Source organism: Vreelandella xerophytica (genome assembly GCF_968048975.1).
Map to the genome: position 1 here is coordinate 488,645 of NZ_OZ309106.1, position 21,456 is coordinate 510,100.

Here is a 21,456-nt window from a genome sequence, read left to right on the forward strand (position 1 = left end):
ACTTGCGACGGTTAAAACACGGGCTGCTTGTGGTGGCGCTTTTCATGGCGCTGCCCGTTGAGGCCGATTGGTATTACGAAACGGACAAGCAAAGCTATTGGCAATCTAGCCTGACCACACGCATCGCGGCCATAGAAGAGGCTTTTGGTGGCGAGCTGGGGGTTTACGTTCAGGATCTGCAAAGCGGCGAGGCTTTTTCGTGGCAGGCCGATCTTCCCTGGTATCTGGCCTCATTGATAAAGGTGCCCGTGGCCGCCGAGGTCTACGCGCAGCGCCAGGCGGGTCGTCTGACCCTCGATGAGCGCATCACGCTCAACCAAACCGATTATGTGGATGGTGCCGGGCCGGTGAACTGGCACGATCCCGGTACGCCGATCTCGATCACGTATCTTCTGGAACAGATGATCACCGTCAGCGACAACACGGCATCCGACATGCTGATCAAGCGGGTCGGGCTGTCTGCGGTGAACGAACGCGCCCGAGCCATGGTAGCCGCCAGCGGCGGCAACCCCGATGACCTGGGGCCGATCACGACCCTTGTCGGCGTGCGCCAAGGCGTTTACGGGCAGATGCACCCGCAGGCGCGTGCGCTAGGCGGCACCGATTTCATGGCGCTTAGACAACACAGCTTGAGCCAGCGCACCGGAGCGCTGGCCCGACGTCTCGGGGTAGCCAGCCAAAGTTTCGACCAGCCTGACTACGACCGCGCCTTCGATGCGTTCGAGCAGACCGGCGCGAACACCGGCACACTCAGAGCCTACGGTGATTTATTGGCCGCGCTGAATCGCCCCGCCCTGAGCGATGTCGATGACACCCAGCGCCAGGCGTTGATGGCCTTGATGACGCGCACTCGCTCCGGCGAGGCGCGACTCAAGCAAGGAATGGGCAAGGATATAACGTTTGCCCATAAAACCGGCACGCAGCATCGGCGAAGCTGCGATGCGGGGCTGGCGTCGCAAGCCTCTTACCGCGCGGGGGTGGGCGTACAGGGGCCTTGGGTGGTCGTTGCCTGCACCCGCGGCCCGCTTGCCCGCGCTCAGCACGAACAGGCGCTGACCCGCGTAGGCGAGGCCCTCAGCGTGACCGGCGCACTCGGCACGCCTTGAGCGCCTGCCCGACTGACAAGAGAATGACCCAGGCTCCCACGAAAGCGCAGCCGTGATAAACTAATGCCTCCTTTAAAATGAATATTCAGGAGGCTTTCATGGCCAGCGCCGATGCCCGTCATATCCTAGTCAGCAGTGAAGAGCAGTGCTTGGCACTCAAGCAGGAAATCGAGAACGGCCGCGATTTCGCGGAAGTTGCCAAGGAGCACTCCAGCTGCCCCTCCGGCCGTCAGGGCGGCGACCTGGGTACCTTCGGCCCCGGCCAGATGGTGCCGGAGTTCGACAAGGTGGTCTTCAGCGGCGAGCTGAACAAGGTCCACGGCCCGGTTCAGACCCAGTTTGGCTACCATCTACTCGAAATCACCCGCCGCAGTTAATCTGCCGTCGGGCGCCGGCGCTTTTTTCAAGGACATGCCGGCTGCCCCCTTGGCAGTCAAGCACCGCGGCCCAGCCGCGGTGTGAGGAGCACGCCTTGAACGACCCGATTATCTCCATAAAGGGCTTGAACAAAACCTATCAGGGTGGCTTTCAAGCGCTCAAGCACGTGGATCTGACCATTCACCGTGGCGAAATCTTTGCCCTGCTCGGGCCGAACGGGGCGGGCAAGACCACGCTCATCAGCCTGGTGTGCGGGCTGGTGAACCCCTCGGCGGGCCATGTAACGGTGGACGGTTTCGATAACGTCAAGTACTACCGCCAGGCCCGTGAACGTATCGGGCTGGTGCCCCAGGAGCTCACCAACGAAGCCTTCGAGACGGTCTGGAACACGGTCAGTTTCAGCCGCGGCCTGTTCGGTAAGCCGCCAAGCCCGGCGCATATCGAAAAAGTGCTCAAGTCGCTTGCGCTGTGGGACAAGCGCAACAACCGCTTGATTACCCTTTCCGGTGGCATGAAGCGGCGCGTACTCATCGCCAAGGCGCTCTCTCACGAGCCGCGCATTCTGTTTCTCGATGAACCCACCGCCGGCGTGGATGTGGAGCTTAGGCGCGACATGTGGGAGGTGGTGCGCGGGCTGCGTGACAACGGCGTGACCATCATTCTCACCACCCACTACATCGAAGAAGCCGAAGAGATGGCCGATCGCATCGGCGTGATCAATCACGGCGAAGTGGTGCTGGTCGAAGAGAAAGCGGCACTGATGAAAAAGCTCGGCAGCAAACAGCTCACCCTGGAGCTGCACACCCCGCTTGCCGCGCTGCCTTCGCGCCTCGAGGGCGACACGCTGAGCCTGACCGACGATGGTCAAATGCTGGTGTACACCTACGATGGCCATCAGGAAGAAGAAGGCCGCGGCGTGTCCGGCTTGTTGGCCGCGCTGAGCGAAGAGGGCATTCGTGTGAAGGACCTGCACACCCGGCAGAGTTCGCTTGAGGATATTTTCGTCGATTTGGTCAAGGAGCGCTCATGAATCTCTACCCCGTCCGTTCGATCTACATGGCGGAGATGGCGCGCACCCGGCGCACGCTTTTGCAAAGTATCGTTTCACCGGTCATTTCCACTTCGCTCTACTTCGTGGTGTTTGGCGCGGCGATCGGCTCGCGTATCAGTGAAATCAACGGGGTCAGCTACGGCGCCTTCATCGTGCCCGGGCTGATCATGCTGATGCTGCTGACGCAAAGCGTTTCCAATGCGTCCTTCGGCATCTTCTTTCCCAAGTTCTCCGGCAGTATTTACGAGATTCTTTCCGCGCCCATTTCGTATCTGGAAGTGGTGGTGGGCTACGTGGGGGCCGCGGCGTCCAAATCGATACTGCTGGGGCTGATCATTTTGGGCACCTCGAGCTTTTTCGTGCCGCTTCAGATCGCCCACCCATTCTGGATGCTGACCTTTTTGGTGCTCACCGCCGTCACCTTCAGCCTGCTGGGGTTCATCATCGGCATCTGGGCGGATGGGTTCGACAAGCTCCAGCTGGTGCCGCTTCTGGTGATCACCCCGCTGACCTTTTTGGGCGGAAGTTTTTACTCTATCGACATGCTGCCGCCGTTTTGGCAAAGCGTGACGCTGGCAAATCCGGTGGTCTATCTGGTCAGCGGCTTTCGCTGGAGCTTTTACGGCATCAGCGACGTCAGTCTCTGGGCAAGCGTGGGCATGATTACGCTCTTTCTGGTTGCAAGCCTGGCCATGGTGGGCTGGATTTTCCACACCGGCTACCGGCTGAAACCCTGAGCGTTGTAACGTCCGGCTCTTTTTACGTCGGTCTCTTTCACGTCCGTACAGAAGGCAAGATTCTCTTATGCCGCTTTTGCAAAGCATCGTTCACCGCCTGGAACCCACCCTGGACGGCGAGCGCCTGACCGTGACCACCGCGCCAGCCGTTGGCGAAAGCGACGACCCGGTGATGGCAAACCTGGTGGGTAAATTGAATGATACCTACAACACCAAGGCCAAGGGCTGGGGGCGCTTCGCTCTCGAGGGCGAGCAGGCCGGGCCGTTGGTGGCCTGGCTTGATGCTTACCTGAAAGGCGAGCAGGACTTCATGGCATTCTCCACCGCCCTGGTAGAGCGCCTGGCGCGCGAGCTGCAGGAGGCGCTTTCGGTGAGCGGGTATCTGGTGATCGCCCACCAGCGCCAGGGCGATACCGAAACGCTCTTCTTTGCGCTCGTGCATCAGCGCGAAGGCATCGGTATTAGCGAATCCCACCAGGCCGTGCCCGCCGCCCAGCTCAATACCCAGCAGCTCACCCTGGCCGCGCGGGTCAACATTACCCAGTGGCAGGGCGATGAAACCGCCAGCCAACAGTACGTCTCGTTTCTAAAGGATCGCGGCGCGAAGAAGCTGGCCGATAGCGTGGCGGCGGTGCTCGGCATGGAGGAGGGCATCGACGCGCCTGCCGAGACGCGCACGCTGCTCAAGGCCTTTAGCGACTTCGTCGAGCAGGAAGAATTCGACGAAGAGGCCAGCCGCGAAAAGACCGATACGCTGGTGGACTACGCCAACGAGCAGATGCGCCGCGGCGAGCCGATGACCCTGGAAGAGCTCTCCGGGCTCGTCGACGAACAGCAGCCCAAGGCGTTTTATGAGCACATCCGCAACGCCGACTACGGCCTTTCGCCGGAGATTCCGCCGGACAAGAAAACGCTGAGCCAGTTTCGCCGCTTTACCGGCCGCGCCGGTGGCGTCTCCATCAGCTTCGATTCGCACTTGCTGGGCTCCAGCATCGAGTACGACGAGGGCCAGGATCGCCTGATCATCAAGCAGGTGCCCAAGCAGCTCAAAGAACAGCTTGCCAAGCGTAAGGAGTGAGCCATGCTCGACGCGATTCGAAATTTTTTTCAGGACGCGCTCGCCGAGCCCGAGCGGCGTGAAAACCAGCACCTGACGCTGGAACTTGCCTCGGCGGCGCTGCTTTGCGAAGTGATGCGTGCGGACTTCGAGCAAACCGATGCCGAGCGCCAAACGCTCAAGCAGATACTCATGGCCCGCTATCGGCTGGGCGATGCAGACGTCACCGAGCTGATGGCGCTGGCGGATGCCGAAGTGGAGGAGGCGGTGGACCACTACCAGTTCGTAAGCCTCATCAAGGAGCACTACGACTACGCAAAGCGCTGTGAGCTGGTGGCGCTGATGTGGCAACTGGCGTGGGCGGATGGCAGTATCGACCCCCAGGAAGAGCACCGCATTCGCCGCCTGGCGGATCTTCTGCACGTAAGCCATAGCGACTTCATCCGCAGCAAGCTGCATGTAACGGAGCGGCGCGACACGCATGAGTGAGTCTTCAAAGGCGACCAACCTGACCGAGCTTCTCCAGACGCTGGAACAGAAGGCCCGGGACATGTCCCGCGTCAGCGTCAAGGATATCGTCGACGCCGTCGGACACCGCTCCTTCGCGCCCTTTCTGTTGATTGCCGGGCTCGTTACGCTGGCCCCGGTGATCAGTACCGTACCGGGCATTCCCTCGCTGATGGGCCTGCTGGTACTGCTCGTGTCCGCCCAGTTGCTTGCCGGGCGCAAGACGTTCTGGCTGCCCGCGTGGCTATTGAAGCGCTCGGTATCGCGCAAAAGCTTCGATAAAGCCCTTCATCTGATGGAAAAACCCGCCCAGTGGATCGATAGTCTGCTGGGCGTTCGCCTGCAGTGGATGACGGGGCGCGTGGGTATTCGTGCCACGGCCGTGGCGTGTCTGCTGATTGCGCTGGCCATGCCGCCCATGGAGCTGGTTCCATTTTCCGTGAACGGCGCCGGTTTTGCCCTGCTGCTCTTCGGCCTGGGGCTTGTCGCCCACGATGGCCTGATACTCTCGTTCGGCTTTCTGATTACCGCGGCCACGTGGGTGGCGATGCTGATGTATTTTCTGTAACGCTATGAGTCGCCAGAACTCGTGAGAAGCCCCATCACCAAGCGGTTCAACTGCTGCTGGAACTGCCCGCCCGGCGAGGGTGGCGTGGGGTCGGAGGTGATCACCACGGTCATTTCACGCTCGGGAATCACGAACAGCGCCTGGCCGCCGTAGCCGCGCCCGTAGTACACCGGCGTGGTGTCGAACGTGGTAATGAACCAGCCCAGCCCATAGCCATCCCCGGTCCACTGGGAGTTGCCCCGTGGTGTCCAGGAATCCTCGACCCAACCTTCGGGCAAGATGCGCTTGCCCTCCACCACGCCGTCATTGCGGTAAAGCTCGCCGATTTCCACCAGCGCCCGAGGCGAGAGCTGCATGTCGTTGCCGCCGAAATAGATACCCTGCGGGTCCTGCAGCCAGCGAGGAATGGCAATGTTCAGCGGCTCGGCCAGAAGCCGCTGGGCAAGCGCGTAGGTGGACTCGCCGCTTGAATAGGTGAGTGCGGCGGACAGCAGGTGGCTGGAGCCGGTGGAGTAGAGCATACGCCCGCCCGGCTCATCCACGAACGGGCGGCTCAGCGCGTTGGCGACCCAGTTGGGACTGGCCACCCAGGCGCTGTAGTTAGCCCCCGAGGTACGCTCCAGCCCCGCCTGCAGGGCCAGAAGGTGCTCGACGGTAATAGCGTTGACCTTCGGGTCTGCCTCCTGTGGCACGTGGCTGCCCAGAAGCTCGACCAGCGGCTGATGAGTCGATTCGATCACGCCAGCCTCGATGGCCGCGCCGGTAATCGCCGCCAGTACCGTCTTGGACAGCGACTTCACGTTGGCAGGCGTGGCCACCCCTGGCCCGCCCTGGTGCAATTCGTGAACAATCTCGCCATCCACGGCCACCACCACGGTATGTACCCGGGTAAGCGCGCCGGCCTGCTCATCCAGCGCCGTAAACGCTTCATTCGAGGGCATCTGGGCCAAGGCTTTCAACGGCAGGCCCACGACCATCGCTATCCCCAAACCCACTAACATTGCGCGCATTGTCTTACCTTTTAGCTGATTGACAGCGGCTTGCCTGTTGAAAAGCGTAGAGTGTCCGACAGTTGAGCGCACGGAAATTACGCAAAGAACTCAAAAGCCTGCTAGGCTGTGGGTGTTACCTCGATGGGTAAAGCAACCCTTTGATTTTTCTGAACGCAAAAAAGCAAGGAGCGCCGTTATGCGTAATATCATCTATATCGTGGGCCTGATCGTAGTGGTACTGTTTATTCTTTCGATGCTTGGCCTTCGTTGATTCCAGCGCCGCGCCAAACACAAACGCCCGCATTCGCGGGCGTTTTTACGTTGGGGCATCGCCTTTTAGGGGCTTTCTAGATCATGCTAGGCACAGTCCGCCGCGCCCTGGCCAAACATGTCAAACAGCATTTCCCGACCCAGGGCGGTCAGCACGAAGCGTCCTTCCCCGTTGGTAATTCCCGCCTCGCTCTTCTCTAGCGCTTCCCGGCACGATGCCCATCCAGGGTTCTGACGAGCCAGTGCGGCCATCTCCCGTTTTGCCAATCCGCAGCTGGGCAGGGTAATCGTCTCCAGCACGTGCCCGTTTAAATATAAAAGCTCCGCCACGGTAAACAGGCACCGGCGCAACTGCTCGCGACTCGAAGGCAGGGCGGATTCAGCGGGGGGAAGGTCTACCTCGGAAGGCATGGGGCGCTCCAGCATTGGATGAACAGTGTTCGACGTCAGTGTAAAACAGAGTCAGTTGTTAGACAAAGGTCTAAATGCAGGAGGATTCAACGGTGGGTGTCGGGTAATGGAAGCCATCTTCCTGCGGCATCATCGGCGGGGCAATGCTGGGTACTAAACTGCTGCTTTATTCAAAGGCTTTTAACCTGAAAGTCCGTAAACATTACAAAAATTAACCCGGTAATAGGTTAAAAATGAGCCAAGTATTCAAGGAAAGAAGTAATGAGCCGATAGTGAATGCATCAAGACGTGTAAACAACAGGCCGCGCAGTTGAATGAGTGGCATGAATCAAGGGGCAATAACCGATGGCTTCCATTTCTTCGCTAGGGATCGGCTCAGGGCTGGATCTGAACGGGCTGCTGGATCAGCTTCAAGACGCCGAGCGCGGCAAGCTCGAACCTATTCAACGCCAGCTGGAAACCCAGGAAACTCGAATTTCCGCCTTTGGCCAGCTGCAGGGCGCGCTGTCGCAGTTTCAAACCGCTGCGGATAAGCTTAATGACCCTGCGCTCTACGAAAGCCTTTCCACTAACGTGGGGGGTAGCGCCGTCACCGGCGCCGCCGATGCCGAAGCGTTGCCGGGCAGCTACAACATTCGTGTCGAAACGCTGGCCACCCGCGGTACGCTGGCTTCGGAAGGGGTGACGGCCGCCGACGAGGCGTTGACCACCACCGATCAAAAGCTGACACTGGATTTTGCAGGCAGCCCTTCCCAAGAGATCGACATCGCCGTGGGCAGTACGCTCGAAGACATGCGCGATGCGATCAACGCAGCGGATGCCGGCGTCAACGCCACCCTCATTTTCGATGGCAACGACTACCGCTTGGCGCTGAGTTCCAGCGACACTGGTGAGGATGCGTCCATCAGCGGTTTCAGCTTTAGCGGCAACGCGCCTTTCGCAAAGGATGACACGACCCATCAGCCCGGCACCAACGCCTCGCTGGAAGTAAACGGCATCACCATCACGAGCCCGACCAACCAGGTAGAGGGCGCCATTCAGGGCGTTACGCTCAACCTTCAGGAAGAAGGCGAGAGCACCGTCACGGTCGAGCAGGACACCCGCGCGGTGCGCGACGCCGTCAACGGCTTCGTGAGTGCCTATAACGACCTCAAGGAAACCATCGGCACGCTTACAAGCTTCAACGCCGAGACCGGCATTGCCGGCGAACTCAATGGTGACAGCGCCGTGCGCAGTGTGGAAAACCAGCTGAGAAGCGTCCTCAGCGCGGGCGAGAACGGCGAGTATTCGATGCTCAGTGATATCGGCATCACGCTCACCCGCGATGGCACCCTGGCCGTGGATGAAGGCAAGCTCGATAACGCCATTGCCAACAACCAGGAAGCGCTATCCGCCTTTTTTGCGGGTAGCGCCAGCGAGACCGGCGTGGCAGGGCGTATGAACCAGACTCTCGAGCAGCTATTGAGCAGCAACGGCGCGGTGAAAGGGGCGATCAGCGGCGCCGAGAACCGCCAGGAAGCGCTGGGCGAGCGCTATACCCGCATGGAGCAGTCCATCGAGCAGACCATCAGCCGCTACCGCACCCAGTTCGGCCAGCTCGACGGCATGATTGCCCAGATGAACCAGACCAGTGACTACCTCACCCAGCAGTTCGATGCGCTGGATGCCCAGCTGGGGCGCAGGTAACACATAGAGTATTAAAAAACTGGTAAGCATGGCGGTAATAAGGTATTAAGTGCCCACGTAACCGAGTACATCGACCGCTGCTTGAGACGCCTGCTGCACAGCAGGCGTTTTCGTGTGACTCAAGAAACCGCGGCGTTGGCCGATACTCTCTGTAATCGAGCGGAGCACGCAGGCCGTGTCTACGCACTCTGGTTTAGCCTTATTGCACCCAGGAGCACCTTGGCATGGCGACGATAACCTCTTTAGGCGTAGGCTCCGGCCTCGATCTCACCGGTTTGCTGGATCAGCTGCAGGATGCTGAACGCGGCCGACTCACCCCCATTACCCAGCAAAAGGCCGATCAGAAGGCCAAGATCTCCGCGTATGGGCAACTGCAAACCTCGCTCAATAGCTTCCAGGACGCGGTTTCCAAGATCAACGACCCCAAGCTCTACCAGAGCCTTTCCGCCAATGTGCGCGGTGATGCCATCAAGGCCATCACCGCTTCTGATGCGCTTCCGGGCAGCTACCGGGTCGAAGTGACACAACTCGCCACTGCCGGCACTTGGGCGTCCACCGGCGTTGCCAGCCGCGATCAGGCGCTGGACCTGAACGGCGCCGACCAGATGACCCTGACCCTGGGCGACGGCAAGAGCGTGACCATTGCGCTGAAGGAAGGCAGCACGCTGGAAGACATTCGCAACGCCTTGAACGCCAATAAAGAGGCGGGCGTGAACGCTACTATCGTCAATGACGGCAGCGAAAACGGCTTTCGCCTGGCGCTGAGTTCCAAGACCACCGGGAAAGAAGCCTCCATCGAGAGCCTGACGTTCTCGAATAGCGCCGCCCCCGATAACGCCATTGCCACCGCCATAAGCGAAGACATCAAGCGCGTCGGCGAAAACGCCCAGCTTACCGTCAACGGCATCGCGATCACCAGCGAGAAGAACGAGATCGAAGGCGCCATTCAGGGCGTGACACTCAATCTCAATGAGCTTTCTCTGGGCAAGGAAGAAACCGCTACCAGCACGGTCAATATCGAGCGCGATACACTCAAGCAGCGCGAAGCCGTCAACGGTTTCGTCAAGGCGTACAACGAGCTGAAAACCACCATCGGCAAGCTGACCAGCTTCACTGGCGAAAGCGCCACCGCCGGCGAGCTGCTGGGCGATAACACCGTGCGTACCATCGAGTCGCGCCTGCGTAGCGTACTCACCGGCGGGGTGGAGGGCGGCGAGTTCAAATCGCTCAACCAGCTCGGCATCACGCTCGAGCGCGACGGCAAGCTCAAGGTCGACGATAAAAAGCTCAGCGATATGGTGGCCAACAACCCCAAGGCGTTGGGTGACTTCTTCGCCGGGGATAAAAAAGAAGGCGGCCTGGCGGGCAAGCTGGGTAGCACGGTAGAGCAGATGCTGGGTAACAACGGCGTGGTCAAGCTTGCCATCACCGGCGCGGAGAACCGCGTAAAGGGCCTGGACGATCGCTTCGCGCGTATGGAAAAGACCATCGAAAGTACCATCGCCCGCTACCGCGTACAGTTCGGCCAGCTCGACGCCATGGTCTCGCAGATGAACAATATGAGCTCGTACCTGACCCAGCAATTCGACGCACTGGACGCCCAGCTGGGTCGCAAGAAGTAATTCATCGAAGTAGCGGTGGCCAAAGCGCCACCGCTCGCCCCTTGGTCAAACCTGCACGTCAATCGCCCAGCTCTCCTTATGCGCACAGAGCCCCGTAGCGCGGCGTAACGAGCCCCGCGAGGCACCCGCGAAGCAGCACCCCGTGCTGCCAAGAGCCAATACGAGCGCAAGCTCTGCCGCACCATCGACCTCGTCCCCACCCATCAACTTTCTCAACTTTTTTTACTATTCACCCTAAAGATTCCCCCGCCCGCGCCGTTAATTAATATAACGGCGCACAACACGCCGACTAGCAGGCCAAATGGCCGGTCTTATTGAAAGGGGAATACCACCATGTCAGTAATCAATACCAACATCACTTCCATGATTGGCCAGTCTAACCTGTCCAAGTCACAAAGCTCTCTGGCCACTTCCATGGAGCGTTTGAGCTCTGGCCTGCGCATCAACAGCGCGAAAGACGACGCTGCCGGCCAAGCAATCGCCAACCGTATGACCAGCCAGATCACCGGTCTGGGCCAGGCACAGCGTAACGCCAACGACGGTATCTCTGTAGCACAGACTGCAGAAGGCGCGCTGAACCAGGTCAACGACAACGTCCAGCGTATTCGTGAGCTGACCGTACAGGCGCAAAACGGCACCAACTCTTCTGACGATTTGCAGTCCATTCAGGATGAAATCGATCAGCGCACATCTGAAATTGATCGTATCTCCAAAGAAACTAACTTCAACGGTACCAAGGTGCTGTCCTCAGATCAGAGCATCGCTATTCAAGTCGGAGCTAACGATGGCGAAGCTATCAACGTTGGCCTGAAAGAAATTAACACCAAGACGCTTGGCCTAGGCGACCTGGATGTTAAAAACCTGCCGCGCGTTCAAGCTGCCTCTGACTTTAAAGGCGAAGCAACCGATGCAGTTGAGGAAGTAGTAGATGGAGATGGCAACGTTACTACTCCTGCAGCTCCCGCATCAGATGGCGCCACCGGAACCAGTTTCTCCAGCGAAATCGCTGCGAAAGGCACTGTTGTGAAAATTGGTGAAGGCGATGATGCTAAGCACTTTGTTCGTGATTCGGAAGGTAAATATTCTGAGTTGACTGCTATTCAAGTTAGTGCTGAAGGTGAAGTATCTGGCACGATCGGTGAGGAGCTTAATGCTGCTGATGCCAAAGAAGCAGGCCTGACTCCGCTTGCAGATATCGACGCAGCTTTGAAAGAAGTTGATAGTCTGCGTTCCGACCTCGGTGCGGTGCAGAACCGTTTCGAATCGGCCATCGACAACCTGAACACCAACGAGACCAACCTCTCCGCGGCTCGTTCGCGCATCGAAGATGCCGACTACGCAACGGAAGTGGCCAACATGACTCGTAGCCAGATCCTGCAGCAGGCCGGCACCTCGGTTCTGGCCCAGGCGAACCAGATCCCGCAGAACGTGCTTTCTCTGCTGGGTTAAGATAGCCTTTTCAAGGCAAGTACGCTTGACTTGAAGATCTTGCAAGCCAGCCTCTTTGGAGGCTGGCTTTTTGCATTTTAGATGAATGGCAGTATGAAAAGGAGATGAGCTAATGGCGCGGCGTCAAAAGCAGGTGAACGGCACTTTGTTGGAGCAAGAAGCGCGGCCTAACTCGGTTGAGGCTGAACGTTTAGCTGCTAATGTTCGGCAACTGATCTCTCTCGAGCGCTACGAACTGGCGGTAGAAGTGCTGCTCCAGCTGCAGCGTTTGGATCCTGGGCACGCAGAAGGCTTCTTGTTACAAGGTGAGCTTGAGCTGGAGTCAGGGGAGCTTGCCAAGGCTTTTCATTCGCTTCTAGCGGCGAGTTATCAGCTAACCGATTACCCTAAGGTATTTTGGTTACTTGCCAAGCTCCATGCGCAAAGCCGTCACGACCGGGCCGCTATAAGCGCCATGCTTCGCTATGTTGAATTAAATCCGAAATACTCAGTAGCCATGTTGTTACTATCCGCGCTTTATCAAGAGTCAGGGTTCAACGGGCATGCCAAATATTGGATAAAGCAAGCCATTCGTAACCAGCCTTTTAGCTGCGATAGAAAAGTATCAGATGCGTGTCGAAAAATGAGAGTGCTGGTGCTTAAAACGGTCGAATCCGTCGAATGGCGCGTTAACCGTAAAACTTTCCTGCCTTACGCATCGGAAGGGCATAATAATTTATCTCAGCTACTGGATAAAGAGCATGTTGAAGTGTGGACGCTCTACATAGATCAGCTAAATGATGCTCCTGAACTAGTTCGTAAACTACCTGAAATCGATTTGATCTATAACGCAATCACCGATGCAGAACGCTGTGAAGAGGCACTTAAAGCTGCACAAAAGCTGTGTAATCGTTTGGGTAAACCGGTCGTCAATACTCCTGACAAAGTGGTTCAAGCTTCGAGGCAAGGTAACTATGCTCGATTTAAAGAAAATTCGACAATTTTATTGCCCAAAAGTGTAAAAATAGAAAGTACTCAGCAGAGCGCAAAATCCATCGCTGAAAAAGTGGTCATGGAGCATCAGATTACCTCGCCTTTTATTATTCGGCTAGCCGGGTATCAGGGCGGCAAGTTTATGCATAAGGTGGATGATCTGGAAACCCATGATTTTAGCGCTCTGGATGCTGAGCTTGAGCGTCAAATCCAGACTGTTTACATCATCCAATATCATAAAGTCAGTTATCTGGATGAGCGTGCTTCTCAAATTCCTCTTTACCCGAAATATCGCGCTTTTCTAGTGGGAGATCGCTTGTTTCCATGTCATCTATTTACCGCTGATGGTTTTAATGTCCACAAGAAAAACGCTGATCCGGTCATGTCCGCCCATCCTTGGCTCATGGACCTGGAGCGTGAATATTGTGAGGATCCTGTAAAGCATATTGGTTCAAGGCAGTGGACTGCCCTGGAAGACGCCATGCGCGAGCTCGGCCTCGATTACTGTGGTGTTGATTTCGCGTTATCCACTCAGCCGGATGAGCAGGGAAAAGTAGTCGTCTTCGAAATGAACCCCGCGATGCGTAACTGGGTGAATCAGTTGCCTGAAGGAGATACCGTTCAGCAGGCATGGAAACGAGTGACTGCCAAATTTCATGAGCATATGTGCAACGTTGCAGGCAAAGAGCCGTGGGACTTTACGTTGCCACAAGGAACCGTTCCTAGTCAGGAACCTGAGCGGGATCTAACGCTTCGCTTGTATATCAAGGGCAATGTTCAGGGCGTTGGATATCGCCAGTGGTTTGTCGAGCAGCTAGCAGAGCGCGGTATCGCGGGCTGGGTTCGTAATCTACCTAACGGCAGCGTTGAAGCGGTGATTCATGGCCAGTTAGCTGCTCTGCAGCTTTTGTGTGATGAAGTGCCTAAAGGTCCAGAAGGTTCCAGGGTAACGGGATTAGACGTGGTTAACTGGGAGGGGGCAGTACCCAAGGGAACAGAAATCCTGGAAACGCCGTTCGAGACAGCTGGATAAGGTCCAGGAACAGGTCCGAACCAATTTGAGGCGCGTATTTTCGCTGCTCGGTTAACTCACCTCAACGGGGCCGGTTTTTATTAAAGAATCCTGAATCACCGCCGATACATCTATTTAATACGAATGAACAACAAGGCATGCGCATGTCGGCGATCCATACCAACCTGATGTCGATGACCGGTCAAACGAACCTGAAACGTTCCCAGTCGGCGCTGGCGACCTCGATGGAGCGTTTGTCCACTGGGCTGCGGGTGAATAGCGCCAAGGACGATGCGGCGGGCCAAGCCATTGGCAATCGTATGACCAGCCAGATCAACGGGCGCGCTATGGCCATGCGTAATGCAAACGATGGCGTATCTTTGTCGCAAACCGCCCAGGGCGTGCTGGAGTCGGTCAATAACAATTTGCAGCGTATCCGCGAGCTGACCGTTCAGGGGCTCAGTGAGATCTATAACGGCGAGATGGGAGACCGTATCCAGGCAGAGATCAACCTGAATCTGAAGGAAATCGACCGACTGAGCCGCACCACCGAGTTCAACGGTATTCCACTTCTGGACGGTACCGCCGGCAAGATTCCCCTGCAGGTAGGCGCGAACGATGGTGAAACGATCAATATCAACCTGGGCCAGCCAGGCTTTAGCGTCGACGCCCTAAACCTCAAGGACTTCACCTTTCAGGGCGAGCCCGGCACGATTAGTCACATCGATACCCTATCGGGGAGTGCGTCGCGTATTCCTATCGATGATGCGACTTACTCTAGCGTGAACTATGTACCTGAGGAAAACGAGCCTCACCTGGTGCGCTTTGGCGGCAGTGATGTCATTCAGCTGGGTGGCGAGGGCGGTCAGCTCCAAAATGTTTCGGTAAGCGCGCGTCACGATACCGATACGCGTAATAATAGGGTCACGATTAGTGTTCGCGAAGCGGCTACCGAGCGTACCTCGAGCGAGACCATTAACTCCCTGACGTTTTTAAATGAAGAGGGCGGGGCTTGGCCATCGGGTAGTACGCGCCTGGTCGGGTCCGGAGGGCAATACTGGATTGAAGACACGCGCGCGGGAGAGCCACACTATACACCCGCTCGGCTCTCAATGGACAACAGCCAGAGAAGCGTGGTCGCCCAAGCGCTGGATGAGCCCACCATGTCGTCAGGCGATCTCCCCCGTAATATCAGCGAAGTACGTTACATGCCCTCGGTCAGTAAGCAGAGCTCGCAATACAGCTTGACCCTCGATGGCCAGGATGAAAGCGCCAGTGACCGGATCGAGCTCGTTCGGTTAGGCAGCACCTATTACGTGGAAGAGCAGCTGGATAGCGGCGACTACGCATACTACTCAGCCAGCGTAACCAGTGAAACCGGCGGCGAGGAGGATATCTTTACTGTGGTGAGTGAGCGGGGGGCGATGGGGCCAGTGACCGATCAGCCTTACGTATCGGGTTCCTCTACGGTTCATCTGAAGCCCAGTAACAACAACGTACAGGTCAACTACCGGGAGTTGAACGGCACAACGCATCGCGACGTGATGGGTAGGGATCCTGACAACGGCTATGTTTTTAATCTGAATGCTTTTGAAGACGGTAGCGGTGCTTACAAGACCGCCAATCTTGTCACGAATCAAGATAACGAGACGCTGCTCCAAACGGTGAACGGCAACGGCGAGGTGATTCTCTATTATCCGCTCAGCCGCTCCGTTCGTACGGATGTCGATAGTAATTTAACCACGGTCACGCTGACCGAAACCGACCAGGCACGCCGTATTCGTAACCCGCCCGACCCGTTGGCGGCGCTGGATCGCGCCATCGCGCAAATCGACAGCAAGCGCAGTGAACTGGGCGCGTTGGACAACCGCCTGGAGGCCGTCGTCGACAACCTGGGTGAAATGAACCAAAACCTTACGGCCGCTCGATCACGCATTCTGGATGCCGACTACGCCGTGGAAGTCGCCAACATGACCCGCGCGCAAATCCTGCAGCAGGCCGGTACCACGGTACTCGCTCAGGCGAATCAGGTGCCGCAGAATGTGCTGTCGCTGTTGGAGTAAACCAGGCAGGCTCTGGTAAGAGAAAAGGAGCACTGAAGGTATCGGCTAGCAAGAGCCGTCTAATACAAGAGAGTCGTCCAGGGCTGAATCGAGAATTCTGTTTAAAATAACTAAAGAGTGGTTTATGCAAAAAATTGGAAAAATGTTGGTTTTGTCGTGCTGCTTGCTATCTACCGGCGCATGGGCACAAAATCTCGATATCGTTAACCTGAAGCCCGAAATCGTCGCTGCCTCCAACTGTGCCGGCGTTGTTTCTGGCGGCGCTTTTTCAAATTATAGCCTCGATATTCTCAACCGGGAGCGGACGATCGATGTCATGCACGCCTCGGTGCTTTATCAAATGATTGTACTGTTGGAAAACGCGGATTCGTCCCACATTCAGCGCTATGGCGATGAGTATGATGCTTTTTATTCGGCAGCGGTTCAGGACGTCGTTAACGCTACCGAGCGCGGCGAGTACGACTGGGACAGGCAAGAGGAAGCCGATGTTTGTTCCGCACGGATGCTCAAGGTATTGGCCGCGCCTTTACCTGAAGCTATCGAGCAAGAAATGATCGATGAAATAAGGCGTAAAATTGATAGCCGGTTTTCGGCCATGCTAAGACTTTTGGAGGCCATGGAGTAGTTTAGGGGTTGTTGTGCACTGGCTCAAAATTTTTCGCGAATGGTGGCGTCTCGAACGGACGTATCAATCAGAACCTAAAAGAGGCGGTGTCATTCACCTTGGCAAGAGGCTCAGGACGTTCGATGTTTTATTGAGCGGCCGGTATGACGTAGTTGCACGTATCGGTAGCAAACATATGAGAGGCGTTGATTTTAGTACGGGCGCCGCCTGCATAACTCTTCGGCTATTCTCGTAAACGGTGGATCAAGACATATCATGCATCCCAATGACCACGAACAGGTAGTGCAGGCGCTCGAAGCGTTGATTCTTGATGCTCGGGCCTCTATCGAGCGCGCCGACGACCATGGGCTGGATCAAACCATGCCTGGAGATTACGAGAAGCTACTAGCCATTCTCGATAGTGCCATTAAGCAGCAGCGCTCGCATACAATGGCCATGCTGCGTCACTAAGCGCGCCAGGTCGAAGTGCCCGCCAGCGCGCCTCCTTGTTAGTGGGTATTCTGGCTTACAAGCAAGGTATCGACCAGAAGCATCTTCAAACCCTTGACGAGTTATCAGCGCTCGACCAGCCCATGGGGCTTAGGGTGCTAAAAGCGCCGCCCAGAGCGTGATGGCTGGTAAGTCTACGGTGGGAGGCCGCTTCAGCGATGATCCGACATTTAGGCGAATGGCACCTTCAGGCGCCTTGGCCAAGCCACTAATCGTGAGCTGAAGCTCCCTCCCACAAGCGCTACTCATGCTTAACTTAACGGTATTAGCCATGAGCTGCCTGATTGGTTTCCCCTTCTAATCCTAAAACACACTATCGAGCCTGGGCGGCAATGACTGACTGGTGGCTTTAATACCCCAGCGCCAGCCTCTGATCTTCCCCGGCCACCCTGAACCGCCCCACCATCCCCGCCATATCCCCCGCCTGGTCATCCAGCGAGCGGCTTGCGGTGGCCACCTGCTCCACCAGCGCCGCGTTTTGCTGGGTCACTTCTTCCAGTTGGCTCAAGGCCTGGTTGATCTGCTCGATGCCGGAAGATTGCTCGCTCGTGGCGGCGGAGATGTCGGCCACCAGCGCCGCGGTATGCTGGGCGCGCTCGGCGATGGTCTTGAGCGATTCGCTGGTGGAGGCCACCAGGTTTTCCCCTTCCTGAATGCTCTCGACATTGTGGTGGATCAGTTGACGGATCTGCTTGGCCTCTTCGGCGCTTCGGCTGGCCAGGTTACGCACCTCTGACGCCACCACCGCAAACCCACGGCCTTGCTCGCCGGCCCGGGCCGCTTCCACGGAGGCATTCAGGGCCAGAATGTTGGTCTGAAAAGCGATACTGTCGATGGCTTCCACGATCGCGGTGACTTTCTGGTTGGCCTGATGAATCTTCTCCATCGCCGCGCGTGCCTGTTCGGCGATCGCGTTGGCCTCGTTGGCCTGGCTGGCCATGACCTGGGTAGAGCGCCTCGCTTGCTGCGCGGTATCCGCACTCTGCTTCACCGTCGCGGTAATCTGCTCCATGCTGGTTGCTGTTTCCACCAGCGACGCGGACTGCTCTTCGGTGCGCTGAGCCAGGTCGGCATTACCCTTGGCAATTTCCTTGCTGGCCACTTCGACGGACTGGGCGTCCTGCTTGATACTGGTCACCATTTCTTCGGTCTTGGCGGTCGAATCGTTGAACGCCAGGTAGAGTTGGGAAAGTTCGTCGCGGCCGGGCACGGCCAGACGCTGGGTCAGGTCGCCCCCACGGGTCTGAATGTTTTCAAGCGCTACCTTCAGCGGGCGCACGATCAGGATGGAAAGGGCGATGGCCAGAAGCGCGGTGGCCAGCGAGAGTGCCAGGTAGATAACCAGCCCCCGAACCGCCTCATCGCGCAGGTTCTGGGCAATGTCGAGCAGTAGCCCCACGCTTTTTTGCGACATCGCCCCGAGCTGGTCAATCAGTTGGGTCTGCTGTTCAAACCACTGGGTATGATTAACATTGAAATTGCCGGTAACCCCTTGCTCCAGCGCCACGCGTCGCATGTCTGCCAGGTTGCCGGCCAGGTCAGTGGTCATGACCCCTGCCAGTTCCTTGCGAATGCCCTCGCCCGACAGGTTGTTGAAGCTGCTGCTATAGGCATCAAAGCGCCCGGTCAATGAAAGAAGGCTGGCGTACATGGGCGCAGACATGGCGTCTGTACTCCAGACGATGGCTGGCCTGATCCACTTGCGCCTGTACAGGCATATCACGCGTGTTAAAGGTCAGGTCACGGGTGTAGGTCGTGAAAATCTCTAGCTGCTCATCGGTTTTTCGGCGTTGAGCGGGCAGCTCTGTACGGAAATTCTGCCCATTACTGCCCAGAAAGGCGGCAGTCATTCCCCGCTCTCGCTGAAGCTCGTGAACCAGATCGCTAGCATATTGGCTCAGCATCGTCATTTCCTGGAGATGACTCATGTTGGAGGTCGTTGTCTTGCGTTCCAGAATGCCCATTATTGCCAGCCAGGTCATGGCGATCAAAGGTAGAGCTAAAGCCAGTGCGAATTTACGCCCCATGGGAATACGGTGTAATAGCTGTTGCATGCGGGTGCTCGTTATGAGGGTTTAGTTTTGATAAAAGTTAAAAAATTAATTTAAAGCCATGTTTATTAGTTTTATTTTATGATCGGCATTGATGCATATAACTTTAGTATCTGAATGGTCAAACGAGAGAGACGTTGACCTGCGTCATGTTTTGGCATTAAAGCGGGTAAACAGTCCGGTCTATTTTTCGAAAAAAAACGCTTGTTTGATTCGGCTGTTTAATTCGTAAACGCTGAATCAAGACCTTGAAAAAGCATTGGAACTATCGCCCAGCTTGATATGGGTTAATAACGTGTTAGTGCTTTTTACAACACCTGCCGTGGGAAGGGTTTTATGGGAAAGGAGTAATCGTGTGTCAGGATGGAATAGCTTTGTTCAAGAAGGTTTTATTCCAAGTGATTGATGCAAGGCAAAAAATTGATGTAGGGGTTTAAATCTAAAGAATAAGATCTGAAAAATTAAAAGTTTGGGGTTGTCATCATAACGTGCGTTAGCAATGAAGGGGGTTGTGGGTTGCAAGGGTGTTTATATTGACTACCTTAACTACTACACATGAAATGCGCCCTGTGGCGACATGTCGATCTGAAATTTAATCATACAAGGAGTGGATTAGATGACAGTCAGCAACACACCCCTCAATGTTGTGACCGCTCATAAACAGTACAGTGAAATGGCCGATGTGCCATCCACACAAAACACGAAAGTGCAGGATGCTTATCCCACGCGTCTGGCAAAAGCTCCTGCCTCGCTCACTCAGCCGCGCCAGGATGCGGTGGTAAAAGGTCGCAAGCTGAGTGGCCCGCTGTCTCAGGAACAACTGGACGAGTTCGAGCGTAAAGGGTTCCTGTTCATTCCGAACCTGATCAGCGGCGACGAGCTTGATGAGCTTTGCGATGACATCACCGAGCTGATGACCAAGGACGAATTCCGTAACCGGGAATTCAGCATCACCGAACCCGAAAGCAACGAGATCCGTTCGCTCTTCGCGGTACATCAGCTCTCCGAGCGCCTGGGCCGGCTTGCAGACGATGAGCGTGTAGCCGGGGCGGCTCGCCAGATCATCGGCGATGACCCCTACGTGCATCAGTCGCGCATCAACTACAAGCCCGGTTTTGCTGGTAAAGGCTTCAACTGGCATTCGGATTTTGAAACCTGGCACGCCGAAGACGGCATGCCCGGCATGCACGCAGTCAGCGCCTCGCTGATTCTGACCGACAACCACGAGTTCAACGGGCCGCTGATGCTGATTCCGGGCTCCCACAACGAGTTCGTGCCTTGCCTGGGTGAAACGCCGGAGGACAACCACAAGAGCTCGCTGAAAACTCAGGAAGTGGGTGTTCCCAGCGCCGAGGCGTTGACGGAAATGGTGGCCAAATACGGCATCGAAGCACCCAAGGGCAAAGCAGGCGGGCTACTGCTGTTCGATTGCAACACGCTGCATGCCTCCAACGCGAACCTCTCGCCGGACCCGCGCAGCAATGTGTTCTTCGTGTTCAACCGCCCGGATAACCGCTGTGGCGCGCCGTTCGCAGCGCCCAAGCAGCGCCCCGGTTTCCTGGCTCACGGCCCGGATAACCAATGGTCGCCAGGCCAGAGCTAAAAGCTCGCGCTGTAAGATAGATCGTCAGCGTTCGTTTGTTCTAACTCGAACGACATGACATGAAAATGCCGCCCTCGTCCAAAGTAGTGGATGGGGGCGGCATTTTGCAGGTGCCGCTTTTTTCCAGAGAAGCCAGGACTACAAGGTGTGGCTATTCGCTGCCCTTAGGGTCTGCCTCGTCGGACTTCTCGTCGATATTATCCTTATGGCTCTTCTTCTCCTTGACCACCTGAGCGCCGGAGAAGGGCGTTTGTTTCATGGACGTATTGTGAGCCGGTGTGGAGGACTGATGTTCCTGGTCATCCACGTTTTCATCGGGACGATAAGGCTGTGGCTTCTGGGTCTGCGAGCCCTTCTGAGGCGCCTCTTCGCTGTTGGGTACATCCTTGTCCATCAGTTTCTCGGCTTTCTTGGCCTCGTCGCAATTCTGGCTGTTCGGTGTATTGCTCATTCAAGTGCTCCGTTGATGGTGAAAAGCCTTTTAAACATAGTATTTGCCTGTAGTTTATCAATTGCTGCCTGGCTAATTATATATAGATATAGACGATATTCATGTTAAACAAGGAGTTAAGAAGAGTTGTTGTTATAAGTTAAGGTTATCATTATAGAACTTATGTTACTTGAAATTCCCGAATGGCTATCTATTCTCATAAATCATGGTAATTAATAGTGAGGTGAGATGTTTGATTTTTTACGGGTTTTATCGGGAGTTCAAAAGTGTATGATGGTTTCCCGTTGTCTTTAATTTAATTGTTATGAACTATAAGGAATATGAGTTTTCCAATGAAGAGAAGATTGGATACTGAG

At 56.3% G+C, this 21,456-nt stretch carries 20 protein-coding genes; 15 read left to right on the forward strand and 5 right to left on the reverse strand.

The annotated features are described in order from the left end of the window. The first annotated feature begins 2 nt into the window (after positions 1 to 2). From ACWF8S_RS02325 to ACWF8S_RS02355, 7 genes are all read left to right on the forward strand, one after another. Entirely contained in the window at positions 3 to 1,106 is a 1,104-nt protein-coding gene (locus tag ACWF8S_RS02325) for a serine hydrolase (RefSeq protein WP_447555210.1), read from the forward strand. A 98-nt stretch (positions 1,107 to 1,204) separates the two neighbouring features. Next, complete coding sequence (locus tag ACWF8S_RS02330) at positions 1,205 to 1,483, forward strand: peptidylprolyl isomerase (protein WP_447555211.1); 279 nt, start codon at positions 1,205 to 1,207, stop codon at positions 1,481 to 1,483. 95 nt (positions 1,484 to 1,578) lie between these two features. Beyond that, positions 1,579 to 2,514 carry an ABC transporter ATP-binding protein gene (locus ACWF8S_RS02335; RefSeq protein ID WP_447555212.1) on the forward strand — a complete coding sequence of 312 codons (936 nt, stop codon included), beginning with the start codon at positions 1,579 to 1,581 and terminating at the stop codon, positions 2,512 to 2,514. Next, the gene (locus ACWF8S_RS02340) at positions 2,511 to 3,272 is read left to right on the forward strand and encodes an ABC transporter permease (RefSeq protein ID WP_447555213.1); all 762 of its coding nucleotides are present in this window, start codon (positions 2,511 to 2,513) and stop codon (positions 3,270 to 3,272) included. The genes ACWF8S_RS02335 and ACWF8S_RS02340 overlap by 4 nt, the downstream gene beginning before the upstream one ends. A 67-nt stretch (positions 3,273 to 3,339) precedes the next feature. After that, a complete protein-coding gene (locus ACWF8S_RS02345) occupies positions 3,340 to 4,350 on the forward strand; it encodes a nucleoid-associated protein (RefSeq protein ID WP_447555214.1) in 1,011 nt (336 codons plus the stop codon). 3 nt (positions 4,351 to 4,353) lie between these two features. Next, positions 4,354 to 4,818 carry a tellurite resistance TerB family protein gene (locus tag ACWF8S_RS02350; RefSeq protein WP_447555215.1) on the forward strand — a complete coding sequence of 155 codons (465 nt, stop codon included), beginning with the start codon at positions 4,354 to 4,356 and terminating at the stop codon, positions 4,816 to 4,818. Beyond that, a complete protein-coding gene (locus tag ACWF8S_RS02355; protein ID WP_447555216.1) occupies positions 4,811 to 5,404 on the forward strand; it encodes an exopolysaccharide biosynthesis protein in 594 nt (197 codons plus the stop codon). The genes ACWF8S_RS02350 and ACWF8S_RS02355 overlap by 8 nt, the downstream gene beginning before the upstream one ends. Before the next feature lie 2 nt (positions 5,405 to 5,406). On the opposite strand, the gene ACWF8S_RS02360 is transcribed toward ACWF8S_RS02355, so the two are convergent. Together ACWF8S_RS02360 and ACWF8S_RS02365 are read right to left on the reverse strand one after the other, a co-directional pair. Further along, positions 5,407 to 6,414, reverse strand: coding sequence for a serine hydrolase domain-containing protein (locus ACWF8S_RS02360; RefSeq protein WP_447555217.1), 1,008 nt, complete (start codon positions 6,412 to 6,414; stop codon positions 5,407 to 5,409). Between the two features lie 339 nt (positions 6,415 to 6,753). Next, entirely contained in the window at positions 6,754 to 7,077 is a 324-nt protein-coding gene (locus ACWF8S_RS02365) for a hypothetical protein (RefSeq protein ID WP_447555218.1), read from the reverse strand. A gap of 345 nt (positions 7,078 to 7,422) precedes the next feature. Between ACWF8S_RS02365 and fliD (ACWF8S_RS02370) the strand changes: the two genes are divergently transcribed. From fliD (ACWF8S_RS02370) to ACWF8S_RS02400, 7 genes are all read left to right on the forward strand, one after another. Beyond that, positions 7,423 to 8,763 carry a flagellar filament capping protein FliD gene (gene fliD / locus ACWF8S_RS02370; protein WP_447555219.1) on the forward strand — a complete coding sequence of 447 codons (1,341 nt, stop codon included), beginning with the start codon at positions 7,423 to 7,425 and terminating at the stop codon, positions 8,761 to 8,763. Positions 8,764 to 8,987: 224 nt separating this feature from the next. Beyond that, positions 8,988 to 10,385 carry a flagellar filament capping protein FliD gene (fliD, locus tag ACWF8S_RS02375; protein ID WP_447555220.1) on the forward strand — a complete coding sequence of 466 codons (1,398 nt, stop codon included), beginning with the start codon at positions 8,988 to 8,990 and terminating at the stop codon, positions 10,383 to 10,385. A 333-nt stretch (positions 10,386 to 10,718) separates the two neighbouring features. Continuing rightward, the gene (locus ACWF8S_RS02380) at positions 10,719 to 11,834 is read left to right on the forward strand and encodes a FliC/FljB family flagellin (protein WP_447555221.1); all 1,116 of its coding nucleotides are present in this window, start codon (positions 10,719 to 10,721) and stop codon (positions 11,832 to 11,834) included. A gap of 112 nt (positions 11,835 to 11,946) precedes the next feature. Beyond that, on the forward strand, positions 11,947 to 13,839 hold the full coding sequence (locus tag ACWF8S_RS02385; RefSeq protein WP_447555222.1) for an acylphosphatase: 1,893 nt from the start codon (positions 11,947 to 11,949) through the stop codon (positions 13,837 to 13,839). Between the two features lie 143 nt (positions 13,840 to 13,982). Further along, a complete protein-coding gene (locus ACWF8S_RS02390) occupies positions 13,983 to 15,881 on the forward strand; it encodes a flagellin N-terminal helical domain-containing protein (RefSeq protein ID WP_447555223.1) in 1,899 nt (632 codons plus the stop codon). A 124-nt stretch (positions 15,882 to 16,005) separates the two neighbouring features. Beyond that, positions 16,006 to 16,506 (forward strand): hypothetical protein, encoded by a 501-nt coding sequence (locus tag ACWF8S_RS02395; RefSeq protein ID WP_447555224.1) that lies wholly within the window; start codon positions 16,006 to 16,008, stop codon positions 16,504 to 16,506. A gap of 255 nt (positions 16,507 to 16,761) precedes the next feature. Further along, positions 16,762 to 16,956: a hypothetical protein gene (locus tag ACWF8S_RS02400; RefSeq protein ID WP_447555225.1), complete on the forward strand. Its 195-nt coding sequence runs from the start codon at positions 16,762 to 16,764 to the stop codon at positions 16,954 to 16,956. 388 nt (positions 16,957 to 17,344) lie between these two features. On the opposite strand, the gene ACWF8S_RS02405 is transcribed toward ACWF8S_RS02400, so the two are convergent. Together ACWF8S_RS02405 and ACWF8S_RS02410 are read right to left on the reverse strand one after the other, a co-directional pair. Next, complete coding sequence (locus tag ACWF8S_RS02405) at positions 17,345 to 18,658, reverse strand: methyl-accepting chemotaxis protein (RefSeq protein ID WP_447555226.1); 1,314 nt, start codon at positions 18,656 to 18,658, stop codon at positions 17,345 to 17,347. After that, entirely contained in the window at positions 18,609 to 19,049 is a 441-nt protein-coding gene (locus ACWF8S_RS02410; RefSeq protein WP_447555227.1) for a nitrate- and nitrite sensing domain-containing protein, read from the reverse strand. The genes ACWF8S_RS02405 and ACWF8S_RS02410 overlap by 50 nt, the downstream gene beginning before the upstream one ends. A 613-nt stretch (positions 19,050 to 19,662) precedes the next feature. Between ACWF8S_RS02410 and thpD the strand changes: the two genes are divergently transcribed. Further along, positions 19,663 to 20,649 (forward strand): ectoine hydroxylase, encoded by a 987-nt coding sequence (thpD, locus tag ACWF8S_RS02415; protein ID WP_447555228.1) that lies wholly within the window; start codon positions 19,663 to 19,665, stop codon positions 20,647 to 20,649. A 151-nt stretch (positions 20,650 to 20,800) separates the two neighbouring features. Here thpD and ACWF8S_RS02420 read toward each other — a convergent pair whose 3' ends face one another. Next, on the reverse strand, positions 20,801 to 21,100 hold the full coding sequence (locus ACWF8S_RS02420; protein ID WP_447555229.1) for a hypothetical protein: 300 nt from the start codon (positions 21,098 to 21,100) through the stop codon (positions 20,801 to 20,803). Between the last annotated feature and the right edge of the window lie 356 nt (positions 21,101 to 21,456).